Annotated in this window: 23 protein-coding genes; 7 read left to right on the forward strand and 16 right to left on the reverse strand. The window is 58.3% G+C overall.

The annotated features are described in order from the left end of the window. Nucleotides 1-129: 129 nt before the first annotated feature. Both GNZ13_RS45330 and GNZ13_RS45335 read left to right on the forward strand, forming a co-directional pair. A complete protein-coding gene (locus tag GNZ13_RS45330) occupies nucleotides 130-687 on the forward strand; it encodes a plasmid pRiA4b ORF-3 family protein (protein WP_172177318.1) in 558 nt (185 codons plus the stop codon). 80 nt (nucleotides 688-767) lie between these two features. After that, nucleotides 768-1,733 (forward strand): IS5 family transposase, encoded by a 966-nt coding sequence (locus GNZ13_RS45335; RefSeq protein ID WP_172177320.1) that lies wholly within the window; start codon nucleotides 768-770, stop codon nucleotides 1,731-1,733. 283 nt (nucleotides 1,734-2,016) lie between these two features. On the opposite strand, the gene GNZ13_RS51815 is transcribed toward GNZ13_RS45335, so the two are convergent. The 9 genes from GNZ13_RS51815 to GNZ13_RS45375 form a co-directional block, all read right to left on the reverse strand. After that, complete coding sequence (locus tag GNZ13_RS51815) at nucleotides 2,017-2,163, reverse strand: heme-binding protein (RefSeq protein ID WP_216675274.1); 147 nt, start codon at nucleotides 2,161-2,163, stop codon at nucleotides 2,017-2,019. Beyond that, nucleotides 2,139-2,465, reverse strand: a complete 327-nt coding sequence (locus tag GNZ13_RS54520) for a GlcG/HbpS family heme-binding protein (RefSeq protein WP_216675275.1) — start codon at nucleotides 2,463-2,465, stop codon at nucleotides 2,139-2,141. The genes GNZ13_RS51815 and GNZ13_RS54520 overlap by 25 nt, the downstream gene beginning before the upstream one ends. A gap of 104 nt (nucleotides 2,466-2,569) precedes the next feature. Next, a complete protein-coding gene (locus GNZ13_RS45345; protein WP_172177322.1) occupies nucleotides 2,570-3,493 on the reverse strand; it encodes a hypothetical protein in 924 nt (307 codons plus the stop codon). Nucleotides 3,494-3,713: 220 nt separating this feature from the next. Next, nucleotides 3,714-4,145 carry a GlcG/HbpS family heme-binding protein gene (locus tag GNZ13_RS45350; RefSeq protein WP_172177324.1) on the reverse strand — a complete coding sequence of 144 codons (432 nt, stop codon included), beginning with the start codon at nucleotides 4,143-4,145 and terminating at the stop codon, nucleotides 3,714-3,716. A gap of 29 nt (nucleotides 4,146-4,174) precedes the next feature. Then, the gene (locus tag GNZ13_RS45355; RefSeq protein WP_172177326.1) at nucleotides 4,175-5,578 is read right to left on the reverse strand and encodes an MFS transporter; all 1,404 of its coding nucleotides are present in this window, start codon (nucleotides 5,576-5,578) and stop codon (nucleotides 4,175-4,177) included. 31 nt (nucleotides 5,579-5,609) lie between these two features. Beyond that, nucleotides 5,610-5,906 (reverse strand): hypothetical protein, encoded by a 297-nt coding sequence (locus GNZ13_RS45360; RefSeq protein WP_172177328.1) that lies wholly within the window; start codon nucleotides 5,904-5,906, stop codon nucleotides 5,610-5,612. Nucleotides 5,907-5,923: 17 nt separating this feature from the next. Further along, complete coding sequence (locus GNZ13_RS45365; protein ID WP_172177330.1) at nucleotides 5,924-6,556, reverse strand: HpcH/HpaI aldolase family protein; 633 nt, start codon at nucleotides 6,554-6,556, stop codon at nucleotides 5,924-5,926. Between the two features lie 329 nt (nucleotides 6,557-6,885). Continuing rightward, nucleotides 6,886-7,215: a LysR substrate-binding domain-containing protein gene (locus tag GNZ13_RS45370; protein WP_172177332.1), complete on the reverse strand. Its 330-nt coding sequence runs from the start codon at nucleotides 7,213-7,215 to the stop codon at nucleotides 6,886-6,888. Between the two features lie 614 nt (nucleotides 7,216-7,829). After that, complete coding sequence (locus GNZ13_RS45375; protein WP_216675276.1) at nucleotides 7,830-8,315, reverse strand: hypothetical protein; 486 nt, start codon at nucleotides 8,313-8,315, stop codon at nucleotides 7,830-7,832. 165 nt (nucleotides 8,316-8,480) lie between these two features. On the opposite strand from GNZ13_RS45375, the gene GNZ13_RS45380 reads away from it, so the two are divergent. After that, the gene (locus tag GNZ13_RS45380; protein ID WP_172177334.1) at nucleotides 8,481-8,993 is read left to right on the forward strand and encodes a hypothetical protein; all 513 of its coding nucleotides are present in this window, start codon (nucleotides 8,481-8,483) and stop codon (nucleotides 8,991-8,993) included. A gap of 403 nt (nucleotides 8,994-9,396) precedes the next feature. Here the strand turns inward: GNZ13_RS45380 and GNZ13_RS45385 are convergent, their stop codons facing one another. Together GNZ13_RS45385 and GNZ13_RS45390 are read right to left on the reverse strand one after the other, a co-directional pair. Beyond that, nucleotides 9,397-9,705: an EthD family reductase gene (locus GNZ13_RS45385; RefSeq protein ID WP_172177336.1), complete on the reverse strand. Its 309-nt coding sequence runs from the start codon at nucleotides 9,703-9,705 to the stop codon at nucleotides 9,397-9,399. Between the two features lie 381 nt (nucleotides 9,706-10,086). Further along, nucleotides 10,087-10,350 (reverse strand): hypothetical protein, encoded by a 264-nt coding sequence (locus tag GNZ13_RS45390; RefSeq protein WP_172177338.1) that lies wholly within the window; start codon nucleotides 10,348-10,350, stop codon nucleotides 10,087-10,089. Between the two features lie 36 nt (nucleotides 10,351-10,386). On the opposite strand from GNZ13_RS45390, the gene GNZ13_RS45395 reads away from it, so the two are divergent. Then, nucleotides 10,387-10,545: a hypothetical protein gene (locus GNZ13_RS45395; protein ID WP_172177340.1), complete on the forward strand. Its 159-nt coding sequence runs from the start codon at nucleotides 10,387-10,389 to the stop codon at nucleotides 10,543-10,545. A gap of 298 nt (nucleotides 10,546-10,843) precedes the next feature. On the opposite strand, the gene GNZ13_RS45400 is transcribed toward GNZ13_RS45395, so the two are convergent. Further along, nucleotides 10,844-11,038 carry a hypothetical protein gene (locus tag GNZ13_RS45400; RefSeq protein WP_172177342.1) on the reverse strand — a complete coding sequence of 65 codons (195 nt, stop codon included), beginning with the start codon at nucleotides 11,036-11,038 and terminating at the stop codon, nucleotides 10,844-10,846. 551 nt (nucleotides 11,039-11,589) lie between these two features. On the opposite strand from GNZ13_RS45400, the gene GNZ13_RS45405 reads away from it, so the two are divergent. After that, nucleotides 11,590-12,006, forward strand: coding sequence for a VOC family protein (locus GNZ13_RS45405; RefSeq protein ID WP_172177344.1), 417 nt, complete (start codon nucleotides 11,590-11,592; stop codon nucleotides 12,004-12,006). On the opposite strand, the gene GNZ13_RS45410 is transcribed toward GNZ13_RS45405, so the two are convergent. Beyond that, the gene (locus GNZ13_RS45410; RefSeq protein WP_172177346.1) at nucleotides 12,003-12,908 is read right to left on the reverse strand and encodes a LysR family transcriptional regulator; all 906 of its coding nucleotides are present in this window, start codon (nucleotides 12,906-12,908) and stop codon (nucleotides 12,003-12,005) included. The two genes, GNZ13_RS45405 and GNZ13_RS45410, sit on opposite strands and share 4 nt — an antisense overlap. Before the next feature lie 251 nt (nucleotides 12,909-13,159). Here GNZ13_RS45410 and mug point away from each other — a divergent pair, with 251 nt between their 5' ends. Further along, on the forward strand, nucleotides 13,160-13,690 hold the full coding sequence (gene mug, locus GNZ13_RS45415; RefSeq protein ID WP_172177348.1) for a G/U mismatch-specific DNA glycosylase: 531 nt from the start codon (nucleotides 13,160-13,162) through the stop codon (nucleotides 13,688-13,690). A gap of 215 nt (nucleotides 13,691-13,905) precedes the next feature. Here mug and GNZ13_RS45420 read toward each other — a convergent pair whose 3' ends face one another. The 3 genes from GNZ13_RS45420 to GNZ13_RS45430 form a co-directional block, all read right to left on the reverse strand. After that, complete coding sequence (locus tag GNZ13_RS45420) at nucleotides 13,906-14,601, reverse strand: phosphatase PAP2 family protein (protein ID WP_172177350.1); 696 nt, start codon at nucleotides 14,599-14,601, stop codon at nucleotides 13,906-13,908. Between the two features lie 13 nt (nucleotides 14,602-14,614). Next, the gene (locus tag GNZ13_RS45425; protein ID WP_172177352.1) at nucleotides 14,615-14,797 is read right to left on the reverse strand and encodes a hypothetical protein; all 183 of its coding nucleotides are present in this window, start codon (nucleotides 14,795-14,797) and stop codon (nucleotides 14,615-14,617) included. Between the two features lie 278 nt (nucleotides 14,798-15,075). Next, on the reverse strand, nucleotides 15,076-16,035 hold the full coding sequence (locus GNZ13_RS45430) for a LysR family transcriptional regulator (RefSeq protein ID WP_172177354.1): 960 nt from the start codon (nucleotides 16,033-16,035) through the stop codon (nucleotides 15,076-15,078). 130 nt (nucleotides 16,036-16,165) lie between these two features. On the opposite strand from GNZ13_RS45430, the gene GNZ13_RS45435 reads away from it, so the two are divergent. Further along, nucleotides 16,166-17,332, forward strand: a complete 1,167-nt coding sequence (locus GNZ13_RS45435) for a mandelate racemase/muconate lactonizing enzyme family protein (RefSeq protein ID WP_172177356.1) — start codon at nucleotides 16,166-16,168, stop codon at nucleotides 17,330-17,332. Nucleotides 17,333-17,469 lie beyond the last annotated feature (137 nt).

Below are 17,469 nucleotides of genomic sequence, written 5' to 3' on the forward strand. Positions count from 1 at the left end.
ACTCCCCGTTTGGCGTAGAAAAAAATCGATCGTCGGGGGATCTGTGGGTGAATTGAGGCGCGGTTAGGAGAGCGATACAAAGTGGGCGCTGGAAGGTATGGCCCTGAATTTTGATAAGCTTGCTCGATCATGGACGAAGAACCGGGCGTCGGGATTTATCGGCTCCACGTATGGCTTCGCCAGATCAGTCCGATGATCTGGCGACGGCTTCTGGTGCGCAGCGACAGCACGATCACCGATCTGCACTACATCCTGCGGATCGCCTTTGGCTGGAGCGATGAGCATCTGAACCGTTTTCATATCCATGGCCAGGACTACGGCGTCTACCATGACGGTGGAATCGGCTTCTCAACCGATCCAGTACACGTCCAGTTGCGCGATTTCCGCTTTCGTGTCAACGAACGGTTTCTCTACGAATACGATTTGAACGATGGATCGGAACACCAGGTGCGCGTTGAGGCGCGGCTGGGGCTGGAGGAGAAACGCATCTTTCGGTGCTGCATTGGTGGCAAGCGCCGAGCGCCGCCAGAGGACTGCGGCGGCCCGCATGCCTTCATGACGCGCCGTGAGGAAGTCCCGCTGGCAGTCGATGACTGGCGAACTGTGGCTAACCCGGCACTATGCCTAAACGCTTTATGTCCTGCAGAGCACAAGCGCTTACCTTGCTCCACCCCCTTGAGCAGATAACCTTGAACGCCTAGGGATGGTGTTCAAAACTCAGTCAACGTGGAATGTTCAGGACTGAGGTTGCCTGGCACAATGAGCGCATGAAACAGACCGACCTGAATCTTGACCTGACGAACCAGCGCACGCGCAAGCGCGCGCTCCTGGATGAGATGGAGCGCGTGGTGCCATGGAACGAATTCGTGGCGCTGATAGAACCGCACGCGCCGACCAAGGCGACGGGTCGCCGGCCATTTCCGATTGAAGCAATGTTGCGCATCCACTTCCTGCAACAATGGTTTGGCCTGAGCGATGTCGCGATGGAAGAGACGCTGTACGACGTACCGCTGTATCGCGAATTTGCCGAGCTGGGTGGCATGAGCCGATTGCCGGATCGGGTCAGTATCCTGCGCTTTCGGCATCTGCTGGAACAACACCGGTTGGCCGAGCAATTTCTGGTGACCGTCAACGCCCAGTTCAGTGCGAAGGGCTACATGCTCAAGGAAGGGACGGCGGTTGATGCCACACTGATTGCCGCGCCGAGTTCAACCAAGAACAAGGGCGGTGAGCGCGATCCCGAAATGCATCAGACCAAGATGGGAAATGAATGGCACTTTGGCATGAAGTGTCATATCGGCGTGGACGCCGACTCGGGTCTCGTGCACACGGTAGTGGGGACGGCTGCCAACGTCAACGATGTGACGCAAGCGCATGCGCTCGTGCATGGTGACGAACGCGAGGTGTTTGGCGATGCGGGTTACCAAGGCGTGCAAAAGCGCGAGGAAATGCAAGACGTCAAGGTCAACTGGCACATCGCCATGCGTCCAGGTAAGTGTCGTGCCTTGAACAAGGACACACCGCTGGGCCAACTGCCTGACGAACGCGAAAGGCTGAAGGCACGTATTCGCGCCAAGGTGGAGCATCCGTTTCGCGTTATCAAGCGCCAGTTCGGCCATCTCAAGGTGCGTTATCGTGGATTGGCGAAGAACATGCAGCAATTGCAAACGCTGTTCGCCTTGAGCAATCTTTGGATGGTACGCCGCCGAATTCTGCAGGAATTCGTGGTATGAGTGCGTCCGGATTCGGCTCAGACGAGCCGAAGCACAGACCGCGCGACTCCATCTATGCTGAATAGAACACGGAATTCGCACGTTTCGTCTCATTGATTTCACTTGGCGATACTTACGTTGTCAGGTCGGTGTCGCCGAGCGTGTTTTGAACACTATCCCTAAGGGTGAACGATGTTTTCGATGAACTGTGCAAGGACACGAGTGGAATGTGGCGATTTGCGCACCGCCAGATCCGTTGCGAACTGGCCGTAAGCTTAAAAAATTGATCCAGTCGGCAAGAGCTCTAACCAACGTCTGCCATCAGGCAAGCCCCTTCGATGCCGAATACCGCGCAGGCTTCGTCCTTTTCGGGGTGATCACCGCTCACTCCGACTGCACCCATCACGCGGCCTTCGCTATCGCGAATCAGCACGCCCCCCGCGACGGGCACGATACGTCCTTGCGAGATACCGCGCCAAGTAAGTGGCCCTGTTCGTCATGGACCAGGACACCGCCACGAACCGGGACGATCCGCCCGCCGGGGATGCAATTCAATGCTGCGTAGAATGCTGGTGCTGCTGCAGCGCGCTCCGCCAATGTGCGGCCACCCGCTCCCATGCCCGGTGCGCCCCATGCTTTTGCCTCGGCAATTTGCGGACGAAGAATGCTGCTATGGTCCTCACGTTTAAGTGCGACGAGATGGCCGCCCGCGTCAAGCACCGCGAGCGCAAGGGGCTTACAGCCAACGACCATGCCTTCTCGAGTACGGCGTCCACAATTCCGGAAGCTTGAGCCAATGATAAGGTTTGCATAGGCGTGTCTCGTAACGAAGAGTCATGAAGCAGGCGCATATATCGTTATGCGCCTGAACGCAATTGCTCAAGCTGGTCTTCCGGCCTCATTTCCTCCTCGGCGAACTGATCCGACTCAACAACCGGCGGTTCGATGGGCGGCAATCCGACCAGAAACAGTTCCATTGTCGACGTCGTCTCGATTTCGAGTTTTTCCCCCGGATATACCTGCAACGCGGTCAAGGGAGTCAGCGGATTAGCGTCTACGGTCCCTTCACCAGACAGGACAACAAACAAACGCTGTGAAGACTCGTCCACCGAAGACCAACTGGCCTCACCGCGCAGGCGTATCATCTCAATCCACACACCGCGTTCCGCAAAGCTCCCCATGAATTTGTGATCGACACCAGGCAATCCTTTCAACGTCAGCCAGTTGAAATGCTTGGGATCCGCCACAATCACTTTCCTGTAGCGCGGATGAGGATACTTCAGCTTGACCCCGAAAGCTTGCTGCCATATGGCATTGAGCCCCCACTCGCGTTTGCCGTCAGAGCGGACGTAAAAGGGGCCGTCAAATCGCCCGCTCTTTTCGAGTTCCTTCCATGCTTGACGCCGCTGCTCGATACTCATGAACCCGTACGTCGACGATCCGCCGAACTGCAACGTGAGCAAGAGACGACCCGCCGGGGTCTGCTCGGTAATCGGGTCCTCCTGCGGCCCATACGCCAAGCCTTCGGGAAAGTAGCCGATCTGCCCTTCCTCAAGAGTCAGGCCCGGCTGGACGTGATACGCCCCCTTCAATGGAAGACGAATCTGTTCGAAATTGTGGCGATGTCGAGGCATATGAAAGTCGGCATCCTGCCTCGCGAGGATATACATGAAATTTTCGGGTGAGGTCGGGTCATCCCCCTTTAGCATGTGTTGAAAGGCAATGGCGCCGGTCGGATGGTCTTTCTTCCAGTTGCTAGGGTCGAATGGAACGATTTTCATCTTGAGCTCCTCTCAGGGTGTATGTTGTCTCGCGTTTAGATTGCCTGTCCCTGATCAGACTCGAGCGAACAGCCAAAATGGTCCACTGCGAGCATCGCGAGCGCGCTGCCGCGTGAAATAAATCCGGCGATAGTGAACAGGGGGCCGGCACTGCTGCCCACCACCAGATCCGCTGCGAACTGGCCGTGAGCTTCCAGGATTGATCTCGCCGGCAAGATCTTTAGCCAACATCTGCCCTCAGGCATGCCCCTTCGATGCCGTATACCGCGCAGGCTTCGTCCTTTTCGGGGTGATCGCCGCTCACTCCGACTGCACCTATTACGCGGCCTTCGCTATCACGAATCAGCACGCCCCCCGCGACGGGCGCGATACGTCCTTGCGAGATGTCCGTCAGCGCGGCGAAGAAGGCAGGCGCTGCACTCGCGCGCTGCGCAAGCGCGCGTCCGCCCGCGCCCATGCCGAGTACACCCCAGGCCTTTGCCTGCGCAATCTGCGGCCGCAGGATACCGCTGTCGTCCTCCCGCTTGAACGCGACGAGATGGCCACCGGCGTCGAGCACCGCGACAGTCATGGGTGCGCAATCCGTTTGCCGCGCCTTGTGAAGTGCCGCGTCGACAATTGCCGCGGCTTGTTCGAGTGACAGTGTGTGCATGTTGCGTTTTCCTTGAGTCGAATGATTGATCAGTGAGGGGGAGTCGTACGTGTAAGCGAACCGGGATCCCCGGGCGACGGACCTCGGGCGCGACTCGCCACGCGACCGCCTTCGTTGTGACCGGCCTCCCTGCTGACGAACCTGCCCAGTATCAGCACGGCAACCGCCGCGCCGGCGGATGTCGCGCCCGCCACCAGAAACAGCGTTCCCGCCGTAACACCCGTGCCGAGCAGAACGCCGCCCAGCACAGGTCCGACGATCGCGCCGATCCAGCCTATACCCATCGCCCAGCCGATGCCCGTTGCCCGAAGAAACGTGTCGTAGTACACCGCGCAGAGTGCGACGGTACACATCTGCGCGCCAAGGCTGAATGCACCCGCGACGAAAGTCATGACGTAGAGCAGTTCCGGCGACCAGCCGACGAAGCCGATAGCCATGATCGCCAATGCGCCTGCGAGATATGCTGCGCTGATCACGCTCGGTGCGCCGAAACGATCGGAAAGACGACCCAGCGCGACACAGCCTGTCACAGCGCCGAGATTGAGCATGGATACGGCAAGCACGGCCTGTTCGATATTGAGGCCATTGCCGCGAGCCACGACGGGAATCCAGTTGATCAGGAAATAGGTCAGAAGCAGACTAAGAAAGAATGCGATCCAGAGGAGCAATGTGGTCGCCGCGCGTCCGTTCCTGAACAGGCTCGACACTTGCGAATGCAACGCGTGAGAGTGCGAGCCGATCTGGCCGTTCCATTGCGCATGCGCATTGAGACGACGCAAGATGCGTGCGATCGCTTCTTGATTGTCACGCAGTGCGAGATACCTCACCGATTCGGGCGCCACGGCGAGGAAGAGCGGCAGAATGAGTAGGGGCAGCGCTCCACCAGCGTAGAACACGGATTTCCAACCGAACGCTGGAATCAGCGCGGCGGATGCGACGCCCCCAACTACTGCCCCCAGAGGAAAGCCGCAGAACATCATGCCGACCAGCGTGCTCCTCAGACGCCTTGGCGCATATTCCGACGTGAGCGAGACGAACGCCGGCAACGCGCCGCCGAGTCCAACGCCCGTAACGAGCCTTAGCGCGGTGAGTTCCCCGATCGATTGCGCAAACGGTGTCGACAACGATGCGATCGCAAACAATAGCACCGAGCCTGACATGGTTGTCTTTCTGCCGAAGCGATCCCCCGCGGCGCCGAGTACGAGCGCCCCGACAAGGCCACCTAGAAGGCCGGCGCCGAACACGCGCCCGAATGTTGCTGGCGCCACGTGCCACGTTCCGATAATCTGCGGTGCGACGAAAGCAATCGCCTGGGTGTCGAATCCATCGATCATCGCGATCAGCCCGCAGAGCAGAAATATGACGATCTGCAGGCCTTTGACGCCACCCTGATCGATGATGGCTTCGAGATCGAGTTCGTGCGTTGCATCCATAGGAGTCTCCGTCATTGCATTGATCCGTTTGCTAGAAGCGGCAGCAAAGATTGGCAAAAACCTTGTACCCCTTCAGGATCGTTGCCTTATTGGGTCCGGTTGGTCCACCTGACGCGCTGGCGGTGATGTCCTTGGTTGCCCACAGGTTGACGGTAGCGCGCCCAAAGTCGTAGCCGACCAGGCCGCCAATCGCGAAAAGGTTGTATCGATTCACGTTTATGGCGTTGTGGTAGAACGCGCTCGACTTATCATTGCTGACCTGCCCAATGCGGTGCATGCTCGGATGGCGCGCCAGATCTTCGGCCGTTGGCGCGTGCTTTTGCTGCACCTCGACATTCAGCTTCTTTAACTGATCGACGTGGAGTCAAGCACAGCACGGTACGCCTCCTGAACGCGTGGACTCTTCATCATCAGAGTCCCTTCACCCATCGCGTAGGCCAGATCGCCTGCGCCGAAGACGATGATCTTCACCTCTTCGAGAGCGCAAATTTCATCGATGTCCCTGACCGCATCGGGGTGTTCGATCATCGGCACGAGCGCGATTTCCGCGTTGTTCCAGGCGGTGTATTGGTCGAAGTTCCTGAATGCGTAGCGTGCGGCACGCGTCGCGGGGCAGATTCCGCGCTCGCCCATCGGCGGGAAAAAAGCGCACTTCGCGGCCAGCCGGACGTCGGCGGCCGAGCGGATCATCGGCAGAAAGATACCTTCCGCACCTGCCTCCAACGCACGCCTGATCGCAGTTTCGTCCGCGTGATCGGGCACCCGGATGTAAGGCGCAAGACCGGCCTGCTGTGCGGCCCGTACGCTGCTTTCCATCGCGCAGACGTCGTTGCCCGAGTGTTCGCAGTCGATCATCACAAAATCGAATCCCGTCATCCCCATGACCTCGATCAATGCCGGATGACCGGTAAAGCACTGCATCCCCAGTGGAATTTCGTCCCGCTCCAGCATTTCCAGCAGTCGATTTCTCTTGAACATCAAGCCTCCTTTTCTGGGCGTAGTCTCAGCCGCTCACATTTCGCAACTTTGACGACAACAAGTCACCAGGTGACTATAGCACCAGAAACAGAGAAAAGTTTGGGACGGTCGGGTTAACGATAGGAAGCGCGTGCGCCAGAAGGGCAGCCGACGAGCGGGTACCGGGAAGTAAAAACCGCTCTGCCGTCGGAGCCGTCACATGCCCCGTGCAAGGGGGTCCCGTGAATTTGATGCCAAGCGGGAGTGCGCAGCGACACGTATGCAATTGAGCATCGATCGCGCACGAAACTCGCTTACGCCGTGCCCCGGTCGTCATGGCGGGGCGCTTTTCAACAGCCTGCCAGGCTAGGCCAGCCCGGCCGCCACCATGGCGAACAGGGCGCTCGTGCTGAATGCGCTTTCAATGGCGCGAACATCGTGACCGAGGATCGCGCGCGCCAGCGCCATGGATCCTCCTCGTCTTTTTCGCTCGCGGCGAGGATGATTCGCTCGGCCTGCAGGTCCCGCGCCGAGATGCGCCGTTTCGAAGCGAGCGGATGGTCGTCTGCCAGCGCGAGGACGAGCGGCCAGCGCCCCACACGATCTGCGCGGAATCGCGAATCAGAAGGCAGGAAATCGCTCGGACCATAGGTGACGTCGCTGCCGCCACCGATGTTCATGTACGTGTAGCCAATGCCCGTAGTCAACGCAGGCGTGAACGCGTTACTTGCCACCCACGTGATATGCGTCGATCTGCGTGGAGTTCAGCGCTCTGCGCGCCAGCCATAAGGCCTCAACCATCCCATATGATCATGCGCGCCATGCCGATGTGTGCCTCCCTCGGGATGAAGCCTTCGGAAGAGATTGGCAAGATGATCCGCTGCGTTCACGACCATCCCGAAGCGCTACAGTGGTGCATGTTCTCGCACGGCACCCACGAGCCCCATGTCAGTGAATCACCGAGCCAGCACCTTCTGGGCAAACTGGACCAGCTACGCATGCTTCTGGTCGGCAGTACGTATCCGCTTGCAGCGAGACCTAACATTCTGGGCTACCGGGGAGCGAATGTCAGGAAAGCAACCTGTAGCAGCCTCACTAACGGGGACACCTAAATGTCAGCAAAGGCCGACGACCTGCCGATCACTGTGCGAAGTGACAGACGGTTTATCGAGAAGATCGAAAGGCCGCTCCGGGTCGAAGCCGCCGTCCATCGATTGAATCCAGTTTCAGCGGTCTCATTGATCCCGTCGGCCCGGGTTCGCGCTACGACACTGGGCCAGGATGCTTACGGCATTTACCGCACCACGCAATCCACGGCAGTGCCCTTCGCACCGGCACCCGTCGTCGGCACGTTCTTACTGATCGAGAGCGGCATCGTTACCGGCACGCCCTGTGCCGGCGGCACCACTACCGGCGGGCTCGACGGGTTGGCTACAAAGCCGAACTGGCCAGTCTGAAATACCTGTTGGCCGCCCGGATTGCTGACCACTACGGCGCCCTGCGCCACGTCGACATGCAGACCGTTCTGCGGCGCGCTCCCGCTCAGCGTCGGTACACTGCCGCAATCGCACTGGCAGAACAGCGCACCGAAGTTGGTGCCATTTACGCCGATGGTGCCCGTCGGCGTCTCAAAGCTGACGGCATCATGGTTGCGCTTTCCGATCAGGCCGGTTACCGAGCGCAGGCCGCCGTTGACCAGACGGATGGCGACATTGTCCTTCTCCGGGTGATCCACGTCGTACACGTAGCTTTTGACGACGACCTGCGAAGACGGGCGCACTACCATCTCGCCGTGTGCCGCCGATCGCCGTCAGGCAGTGACCGGCCAGTTGCGGGCATTCGATTAGGTCTGGTCCCTTCGGGGGCGGGTCCGATCAGCATTCTTGCCTTAGTTGTGCGGTCTTACTAGAGTGAATCAGGTTCCCGATCCCGCAGGGAGAAGACCATGCAATTGAGAACGTCTGCGGCGCTATGCGGCGTGCTTCTCGCTTCGACGATCGCACTTGCGCAAGAGAAGCATGTCGTTGCGTTCGAAGCGCCAGCGAGCGGCAACAAGTACACGCAGCAGTACATCCTCGAGGTCGGCGACGTGCCTGAACACAAGCTGCGGCTGTTCGAGTTAGTGCGCAGTTACGGCGGCAAAGACCAGACAATTGAGGGCATCGTCCTCAAGGAGGCTGTTATCCGTGGCACCAGCGACCAGACTGACTCGAATGGGCTCGGCCGCAGCTATGTGGAATACAGGATGGAGAACGGCGACAAGATTTTTGCACGCGGATTCTTCCTCACGCACAAGTTGCCAGGCAGCGACCGCTCGAAGAACCTCACGGAGTTGGATATCACGGGTGGCACTGGTAAATTCCGCAGCATTCGCGGCATCGTACGCGCCGAAACAGTTTCCGACAACAAGGCCTTCAACCAGAACCGGACCGAGTTCGAATACTGGTTCGAGAAGTAGCGGCATGGTTTGCTCCAAGACCGCGAGCGCCTTGGCGAATCCGATGTCCGCTTCGGGTCCAGGCTGTGTCAAAACGGAAAAGTACTCGGTTTACGGGTGTCGTTTTACCCTTCCCAAGGTGCCGCCAAGCCGATATGGCACGATCTGAAGGGTCGATTTATTCGACTGTTACTTTTAGCTGCGTTCTCACACGGCCTGAGTCGCGTGCTGCCGGTCGACAGCTGGTCGTTGCTGCGTCGTCAGTGGTGCCTCCCGGCTGGTTCCCGTTTGGCGTCAGCGGCGGCAAGGTGGATTCGGACGCCGCAATTGCATGGCTAGGAGGCTGGCCGGATAGCGAGCAGCACATCCGGTGCCGGACGCATTGCCTGATCGTTGACGTATGCGACCGAGACACTGACTAGGCTTAAACGTCTTTGGTGTCGAATACAAGAAGCTCGACACCGGCCTGTGCAAAATTGGCTAGATCGCTCGCGGTCGTTCGGCCTTCGGGTGAATTGAGTGCCTGTTGCAGAGCATCCATCGAATCAAAGCTCAGGATCGCTGCGAGGTGATACGGAGAGTCGCCTCGCGGGGTCGCTACCGGCCCGGCACTAACTTCATAGCGCTGAAGCCCAGGTATCGTTTTGGCAAGAGGCACATGATTCGAGAAGTAGTGTGCGTCAAATGCGTCCGGGTTTGACGGCGTCTTGTAAAGTGCGATGAGCTTTGCCATGGTCATGTCTCCTTGAGCACCCGGTCGAAATCTGTGCACGACAGAATGAGCGCGTCGCGCTCCAAACCGCCGACGGCCCGGATCATGCCGGCCTGATATGGGTTCGGGCGGACAACCGTCTTACCTTGTTGATGTTTCCGCTTGAATTCTATGCTGGCTGTGAACTCGCATCGAAACCTGTCACGAGTCTTCGCATGTTTGCCAGACGGACATTCAAACGGCGGCTCCGCACTGGACAGCAGACCTTCGTGTGCTCGACACGTACACCCTCCACTTCATCTGGAACCTGAACACTATCGCGTGGGTGACTCGGGCGTAGGGCGCGGCGAAGGCGCGAGCAGTCGATACGAAGACGGTTGATACGTTTGCAGACGTGCCCGTTCAGTCGTGAGCCCCTTCTTCAATTATCTTCGGGTCAATGAATCCCATGGTTTGATTGGCATCCTGGATGTGGACTGCTGCCACGACGGCGTCTTGTGGCACGTAGCATCTGGTGTCTCCGCGGGTGATCTCGATCATCGCCCCGTCAGTGTCAACAGCGTCGCAAAGCGTCATGCACCAATCCTTGTTCCGGTGGTGCTCGTGGAAGATGACCGGTGAGACATCACCCCAATGCTTTCCATTCAAGATGACGAGCCAACGCATTTTTGATCCCCTTTGTGATTTTCAGGAAATCTTGGCATGACGCAGTATCCCACCCATTTCGGCGAGTGCCTGCGCCGCTTATCCGGGCCTGCTGCCGTGATTGTCGACGGTATCACGAAGGCGTTCAACGTCCGAAACCTGGATGTGGCCGACGACGCGCGAATTGTGTTCGGCGTACGGTTGCATCGTCGATGATGACACGCCGCCGCGGCGATGCCCCTTCGGCGTATCACGTGACGGGCTGTGGATGCGCGAGATGGATGTCAGAGGTCACCCTCGTCAATCTCGACAACGAATGGTTCGGCGCGCTTCCTTCAAGAAATTCAACGTCAGACGGGAATTCGTCGTGGAGCACGAATTTGACCCATTCGGACTCGCGAGACATGGCGATCTCCTCAAGAACATTTCGGAAATCCTGGGGCCGCGGCAAGGGCCTGGGATGACGGTCAATCCCGCATATCACCGAGCGTGCGGGCTCACACGGTCCGACGTGTCAGTGAATTCGCGCGAGGGTACGAAGCAGGGAATCTCCGTCCTGCGTAACCCGAGGAAGCACGGCACCACCCGCAAGTTGCTCCATGTCAAGCAGTTGACGTTCGAGCAACGTGTCAAGTTCGTCCCGGTCGGCAATCTGTTCGACGCAGTCCTTGACGAGCATCAATGTCGCAAATTCATGGGGGCTGAGCATACCTGTCTCCTGAGAGTTCGAGTAGGTGCTGTACATGGAATGCGCCGGCTACCGGCTTGCGTGCCGTGCCCGCCAGGCTATAGGGCTCGCTTGCGGCGACGCATTACCCGTGGCGCGTTTGGCTGCGATATGCAGCGGGGAGTTGATGGTAGAAGGAGGTTCAGGAGTACGGCAATTCGGGGTGTCCCGCATATTAGACATATTGGCCGTAGCGCACTTCCAAAGATGCGGCACCGATTAAGCGCTTGCTTCATCGTCGCGTCTCCCTTGTGAAGGGAACCGGTGAGCGAGTGGACGCTTGCCGTTTAGGGTTGTTCGACGCCTGCCATCGTCAACAGAAGTGTGAGTGCGCCACTGCGCGTTGCTGGCAGGCGTCGAACAACCCTAAACGACTACGAAAATTCGTCATCGGACCGGGATCGGCCAGAGACCGCGGTTTGCGAGTGGCAGCTTTCAGGTTGCCGAACTATTGATGGACGCTGTCTTATTCCTATGATAAATACCGGTACGAGGCGATACCGCGCTTCGCATATTCTTCAAAGGATAAAGTCATGACCAAGATGATTTTTGTGAATTTGCCTGTCGCAAACCTCGCTGCATCGAGGCGCTTCTACGAGGCACTGGGCTTCACGAACAACGCACTATTCAGCGACGACACGTCTGCCTGCATGGTGTGGAGCGAGTCGATAAACGTCATGCTGATGACCCATGCCAAGTGGGGCACGTTCACGACTCGCTCCATTCCGCCCAGCACCTCAAGCGAGGTGATGCTCGCTGTCTCCTGCGACAGTCGCGAGACGGTCGACGCGATGAATACGGCCGCAGCGGCTAACGGCGGGACAGCCGACATCAACCCGATGCAAGACCTTGGCTTTATGTACAACCGAAACCTGGCCGATCCCGACGGCCACATCTGGGAAGCGATCTGGATGAATCCGACGGCCATGGGTGCCGCCGAAGCAAATTAGCTCTGCTCAGCAAGATGAACCGAATACAAATCCACTAACCAGTCGATAAAAATATCGACCCGCTTCGGCTTGGTTCGATTAGGCATATACACAACTGACACAGGCCGTGGATTCAACGGATAGTCCCTCAAAACCTTGCACAGTCTCCCGGCTCGCACTTGAGCGTCGAGTATAAAGGTGCCCCCCTGTATCAATCCGAGGCCCGCAAGCCCACATGCTACGTAGGTATCCGCGTCGTTCACCAGGACCGTGCTCTTCAGCGAAACGGAACGGACCTCGTTTCCCTCGAGAAACTCCCAACTTCTGATACGGCCTGACTTCGTGACGTAACTCACGCCGATGTGATCGCTGAGGTCATCCAGGGTGAAGGGCTCGCCATAGGCCCGGATATAGTCGGGCGACGCAAAGGTTAGCGTTTTGTACGTACCCACTTTTTTAGCGACTAGTCCAGGTTCGCTCACCGTTCCCACGCGCAGGGCGCAGTCCAGCCCCTCTTCGATCAGATCGGGGTGCTGATCAGCAATGCTGATATCCAGTCGAATGTCAGGATTACTGGCGAAAAATTTCGGTAGCTCCGGGATAACGGTCGACTTCGCGACTAGCGCAGGCATGCTGACACGGACCGTTCCGCTTTTGCTTCCCTTGGAAGCCTGAGCGTCGGCGTCCATGTCGTCTATATCCCGAAGAAGCGCGACGCAACGTTCGTAGTAACGAAGGCCCGCATCTGTCGGCTTGCTTCGACGGGTTGTCCGGTTAAGCAGCTTCACGCCCAGATCCGACTCAAGGGCCTGAACCATACGGGTAACATAGACTGGCGACGTATGCAGAACTTCGGCGGCTCTCGTGAAGTTAGTCGATTCGACCACCTTCACATACACCTTCATTGCGGTAATCTTATCCATCGTTTGTGGTTACGTCTTTCTTGCCATGTCGAGCATCGTTACACGAAGTAGGGTTAGAACATATCCGCAGCCGCTTGACGCTCTGCACCCTTCCCTCCGGGTTCCCGCTCAGACCGGGACGGGATAAACGGTCCGGTGATCATACTCGAGTAGCTTCGCCCTGGCCCCGCTTGTCGCTTGTCTACCGTGACGGGATGGCTCAAACTGCCGCGCTTGCGGGAGCCCCCTCCCAATAAAGGCTTATCCCATCCGTGACCCACTCCGATTCACTTCAAAGTCTTCCTGATATCCTCGAACCGGGTTTATCGGTGGTGTTTTGCGGAATAAATCCCGGCGTCCTTGCGGCATCGACCGGCCACCATTTTGCCGGCAGAGGCAATCGGTTCTGGCGGGTCGTTCATCTGGCGGGTTTTACTCCTGAACAGACTTGTCCCGAGGACGATCGCACTCTCCTGCAGTATGGTTGTGGCCTGACAACCGTGGTCTCGCGTCCAACCGCACGAGCGGACGAACTGTCGCAATGGGAGTTCAAAGCGGCCGCGACGGAATTCGAGCAGAAGATTGAACGATATGCGCCGCAATGTGTTGCCTTCCTCGGGAAGATGGCACTCTGCGCCATGTCGGGCACACGCGACATCCACTGGGGCCCGCAACCAACAGCGTTCGGCGGCGCCCGCGCATGGGTGTTGCCAAATCCCAGCGGCCTGAACCGGACATTCAGCCTCGACGCGCTGGTGACTGCGTACCGGGAACTTCGTCTTGCAGTCGCGCCGGCTGGCTAGGCCCTTCGCGATATTCCATGTCAGTGAGATTTGCCGGATCTGCGCGTTGCCAAGAACAGTTGTTCGACGCGCAGAGCAAGCTTGGGCAAAGGAAGGCCGACGCCGATGCCAACCTGATCCGCTGCTTGATCCTTCGAGAAAGGGCTTTACGTGTCGTTGCGCACACGATCGGCCGGAGCGACCGCGACAACGCTCCCGCAGGAACCCACGCGTGCTTATAACGCCTTCAAACCCGCCCTGACGAACAGGAACAGTTCGTCAAACTGAGTGACCAGTTCAAAAGACAAAACGAACGCCAGCATATAGGCAGGCCCTGGATAATCGTTCATCCATCGCAGGATCGGTCCTGCAAGACGCGTTCTGACAAAATCCCGCGTCGCGATCCACGTGATGGTTACACCGATGGCCGCTCCCGCGAGAACATCAGTCGGATAGTGCAGCCCAAGATACACCCGCGGCAAACATATGAAGATAGCTGTGTACAACAGCGCGAGCGCGCCGACGCGTCGCGAGACAAGAAAGATGCCCGTCGCAATCGACATCCATAACATCGCATGATCGCTAGGAAAGGAACTCCACGTGCGCAAAACTGCGTCATGCAGGCCGGCAGAGGCAAAGTCGAGGCGCAATTCCGGGTTGTAGAGCGGCCGCTGCCGGAACGGCAAGAACAATGCGAGAAGCCTGCCGCTCGCAAGTGATAGGAGACCACTTGCGACCGTCGCGATGATCATCTCGCGCTTCCATTCACCACGCGCATCCGGTTTGAACCACATCCACCACAACACGGGTATAAGGACGAGGCCTTTGAATATGACCTGGCCCGCTATCACCCTTATCGCGTGATTCATTGCCGCAGAGCGGAAAGCGTTGTGCGTCAGGAAGATCTGGATTGCTGTATCGAAACTGTTCATTGCGGCGCCAAGGCTATCTTCGCCAGCCGTGCCCGTAACCGCCGAAGCCGATGCCGACATCGACGGACGGCGCTGCGTAGTACCCTGGCGCATAACCATATCCATAGGCCGGCGCAGGCGCATAGCCGTACGGCGGAGCGACAATGCAGCCTGACAGGCCAGCCGCAAGCGCAACAACACACAAAAGTCTGATCATGTTTTTTCTCCCTGCGCGGATTGTAGATGGCGGACGTATTCTGATTCGCAACGAAGTGTGTCCGAACGTAACCGGTCGGGCACGGAGATTTGATCAGACTATTGGCGTTTGCGTGTTCGCCGCAGAAAGGCGCACCTTCCATCGTCCGCTATGGCCGAACATTGTGTAGCGCGGCTATCGGCCAGGAAGAGTCTTTCGAGGATTCGACGCGAATGACCGCAGGCCTGCATATTTCGGACCGCCAGGCTTACTACGATGCGCGGCTTACGGCTGACGGCTTACGGCTTACGGCCCGCTCTCTTTTTTTGATCGTAAATCAAAGCTCCAGTTTCGACCGGGATGAACGGCGCTTGAAAATGGTCGATCAGAAAGTCGATGAATGCTCGGGCGCGTGCTGTCTGGTTTCGCTGGCTGGGGTAGTAGACAAACAGGTCGGCTGACGGCAGTAGCGTGTCCGGCAACACCAGTCTTAACCGGCCGCTCTGAACGTACTTCGCCAGATCCCATTCGGAACGAATCAATATCCCATGGCCATCGAGTGCCCACCGCAGCACGATATCGCCATCATTGCTTGAAAGCGCGCCTATGACTTTCAGCGCTTCGGTGTGGTCGCCCTGTATGTACTTCCAGACGCCGTAAGCATCATCGTTCTGGCGATGAATGATGCAGCGGTGTCGAACAAGGTCCTCTATGCGCTCCGGCGTCCCAAAACGCTCAAGGTACTTTGGAGACGCGCAAAGGAAACGACGATTGCTCATGATGCGCCGGGCGCTAAGCCGGCTGTCGGGAAGCGTTCCAAAACGGATCGCCATATCGAACGCTTCCCCAACCAGATCGATGGGCCGGTCGGTCACCTCAAACTGGATCTCCACATTGGGAAAGCGCTTCGCGAATTCAGATACAAGCGGCGCGATGGTCGTGCGCCCGAAGCCGAGCGTCGCATTGACGCGTAACAGACCGTGGGGATCGGACCTGGCCCCGGATATCTCGTCTTCCATCTGCCGGACTTGCCCCACGATCTGCGTCGCGTAGCGCAGGTAGGTCTCGCCTTCCGGCGTCAGGCTGACACTCCGTGTTGTCCGGTTGACTAACCGCGCCCCTAGCCTTTGCTCGATTAGCCCCAGGCGCTTGGTTGCGGCCGGCGGGGTGAGATCGAGCGCCCGCGCCGCTCCCGACAAGCTCTTCAGTTTGGCGAGGAGGATGAAAAATTCGAAATCGGACGCCGAATCGCTTGTCACTTCAGTTGTTCACCTAAAGTAAAAAATGAAATGAATCAAAGTGAATTTTAACGCCTCTTTTCGCCGATAAGCTAGTTTCCATTGCTAGCCAACGCACGCAATACGTGCCCAAAACTCAGGAGACACCGTCGTGAGAATCGTTGAAATCCGCGAAAAGACCGTTCCGATCAGCTCCCCCATCCGGAATGCCTACATTGACTTCAGCAAGATGACGCTGAGTCTCGTCGCCGTGGTGACGGATGTCATCCGGGACGGAAAGCCGGTTGTGGGTTACGGCTTCAATTCCAACGGCCGTTACGGCCAGGGCAAGCTGATGCGCGAGCGTTTCATTCCGCGCCTCCTCGAAGCTGATCCCGCCACGCTAGTCAACGATGCCGGCGACAACCTCGATCCGCACAAGATCTGGGCGACCATGTTCACGAACGAAAAGCCGGGTGGCCACGGCGAGCGCTCGGTCGCGATCGGCACGATCGACATGGCGATCTGGGATGCGGTGGCGAAGATCGAAGGCAAGCCGCTGTTCCAGTTGCTGGCCGACCGCTACGGTAATGGCCGGCCCAACCGCAAGATTTTCGTGTACGCCGCGGGCGGTTACTACTACCCAGGCCAGGATCACGAGAAGCTGAAAGACGAAATGCGCAGCTATATCGACCGTGGCTATACGGTCGTGAAGAAGAAGATCGGCGGCGCTTCGCTCGACGAAGATCTGCGCCGCATCGACTCGATCCTGAGCGTACTCGGTGACGGGCAAAAACTTGCCGTCGATGCCAACGGCCGCTTCGATCTCGACACGGCGATCCAGTACGCTAAGGCGCTGTCGCAATACGACCTGTTCTGGTACGAAGAACCGGGAGACCCGCTCGACTACGAATTGCAGGCAACGCTTCGCAACTACTACGACAAGCCGATGGCGACCGGCGAAGACCTGTTCTCGATGCAGGACGCCCGCAACCTGATCCGTTACGGCGGCATGCGTCCGGATCGCGACTGGTTGCAGTTCGACTGCGCATTGAGCTACGGCCTCGTCGAGTATCTGCGCACGCTCGATATGCTGCATCAGCATGGCTGGTCGCCGAGCCGCTGCATTCCGCACGGCGGGCATCAGATGTCGTTGAACATCGCGGCCGGCCTTGGCCTGGGTGGCAACGAATCCTATCCGGACCTGTTCCAGCCTTATGGCGGCTTCCCCGACGGCGTGAAGGTGGAAAACGGCTTCATCACGATGCCCGATCTACCCGGCATCGGCTTCGAAGGAAAAGCTGATCTCTTCGCCGAGATGAAAAAACTGTCCGCATAAGCCACTAACCGGCAAAACGCGCCGGCAAAACCGTCGGCGTAGCGTTCATAAAATTAGACAAAGGGAACGCAGGCGAAATCGGTCCGTACTCACTGCAGCGGCAAATCCCGCCGCGGTGGTTCGATCTGACTTTCATT

The sequence above is a fragment of the Paraburkholderia elongata genome, from assembly GCF_013177735.1.
GTDB lineage: Bacteria > Pseudomonadota > Gammaproteobacteria > Burkholderiales > Burkholderiaceae > Paraburkholderia > Paraburkholderia elongata.

Excerpts from the sequence above, each read along its gene's own strand:
- GNZ13_RS45330 (WP_172177318.1), top strand. The coding sequence starts at position 130 with ATGGACGAAGAACCGGGCGTCGGGATTTATCGGCTCCACGTATGGCTT.
- GNZ13_RS45335 (WP_172177320.1), top strand. The coding sequence starts at position 768 with ATGAAACAGACCGACCTGAATCTTGACCTGACGAACCAGCGCACGCGC.
- GNZ13_RS54520 (WP_216675275.1), bottom strand. The coding sequence starts at position 2,465 with ATGGTCGTTGGCTGTAAGCCCCTTGCGCTCGCGGTGCTTGACGCGGGC.
- GNZ13_RS45345 (WP_172177322.1), bottom strand. The coding sequence starts at position 3,493 with ATGAAAATCGTTCCATTCGACCCTAGCAACTGGAAGAAAGACCATCCG.
- GNZ13_RS45350 (WP_172177324.1), bottom strand. The coding sequence starts at position 4,145 with ATGCACACACTGTCACTCGAACAAGCCGCGGCAATTGTCGACGCGGCA.
- GNZ13_RS45355 (WP_172177326.1), bottom strand. The coding sequence starts at position 5,578 with ATGGATGCAACGCACGAACTCGATCTCGAAGCCATCATCGATCAGGGT.
- GNZ13_RS45365 (WP_172177330.1), bottom strand. The coding sequence starts at position 6,556 with ATGTTCAAGAGAAATCGACTGCTGGAAATGCTGGAGCGGGACGAAATT.
- GNZ13_RS45370 (WP_172177332.1), bottom strand. The coding sequence starts at position 7,215 with ATGAACATCGGTGGCGGCAGCGACGTCACCTATGGTCCGAGCGATTTC.
- GNZ13_RS45380 (WP_172177334.1), top strand. The coding sequence starts at position 8,481 with ATGCAATTGAGAACGTCTGCGGCGCTATGCGGCGTGCTTCTCGCTTCG.
- GNZ13_RS45385 (WP_172177336.1), bottom strand. The coding sequence starts at position 9,705 with ATGGCAAAGCTCATCGCACTTTACAAGACGCCGTCAAACCCGGACGCA.
- GNZ13_RS45390 (WP_172177338.1), bottom strand. The coding sequence starts at position 10,350 with ATGCGTTGGCTCGTCATCTTGAATGGAAAGCATTGGGGTGATGTCTCA.
- GNZ13_RS45395 (WP_172177340.1), top strand. The coding sequence starts at position 10,387 with ATGACGCAGTATCCCACCCATTTCGGCGAGTGCCTGCGCCGCTTATCC.
- GNZ13_RS45400 (WP_172177342.1), bottom strand. The coding sequence starts at position 11,038 with ATGCTCAGCCCCCATGAATTTGCGACATTGATGCTCGTCAAGGACTGC.
- GNZ13_RS45405 (WP_172177344.1), top strand. The coding sequence starts at position 11,590 with ATGACCAAGATGATTTTTGTGAATTTGCCTGTCGCAAACCTCGCTGCA.
- GNZ13_RS45410 (WP_172177346.1), bottom strand. The coding sequence starts at position 12,908 with ATGGATAAGATTACCGCAATGAAGGTGTATGTGAAGGTGGTCGAATCG.
- GNZ13_RS45420 (WP_172177350.1), bottom strand. The coding sequence starts at position 14,601 with ATGAACAGTTTCGATACAGCAATCCAGATCTTCCTGACGCACAACGCT.
- GNZ13_RS45425 (WP_172177352.1), bottom strand. The coding sequence starts at position 14,797 with ATGATCAGACTTTTGTGTGTTGTTGCGCTTGCGGCTGGCCTGTCAGGC.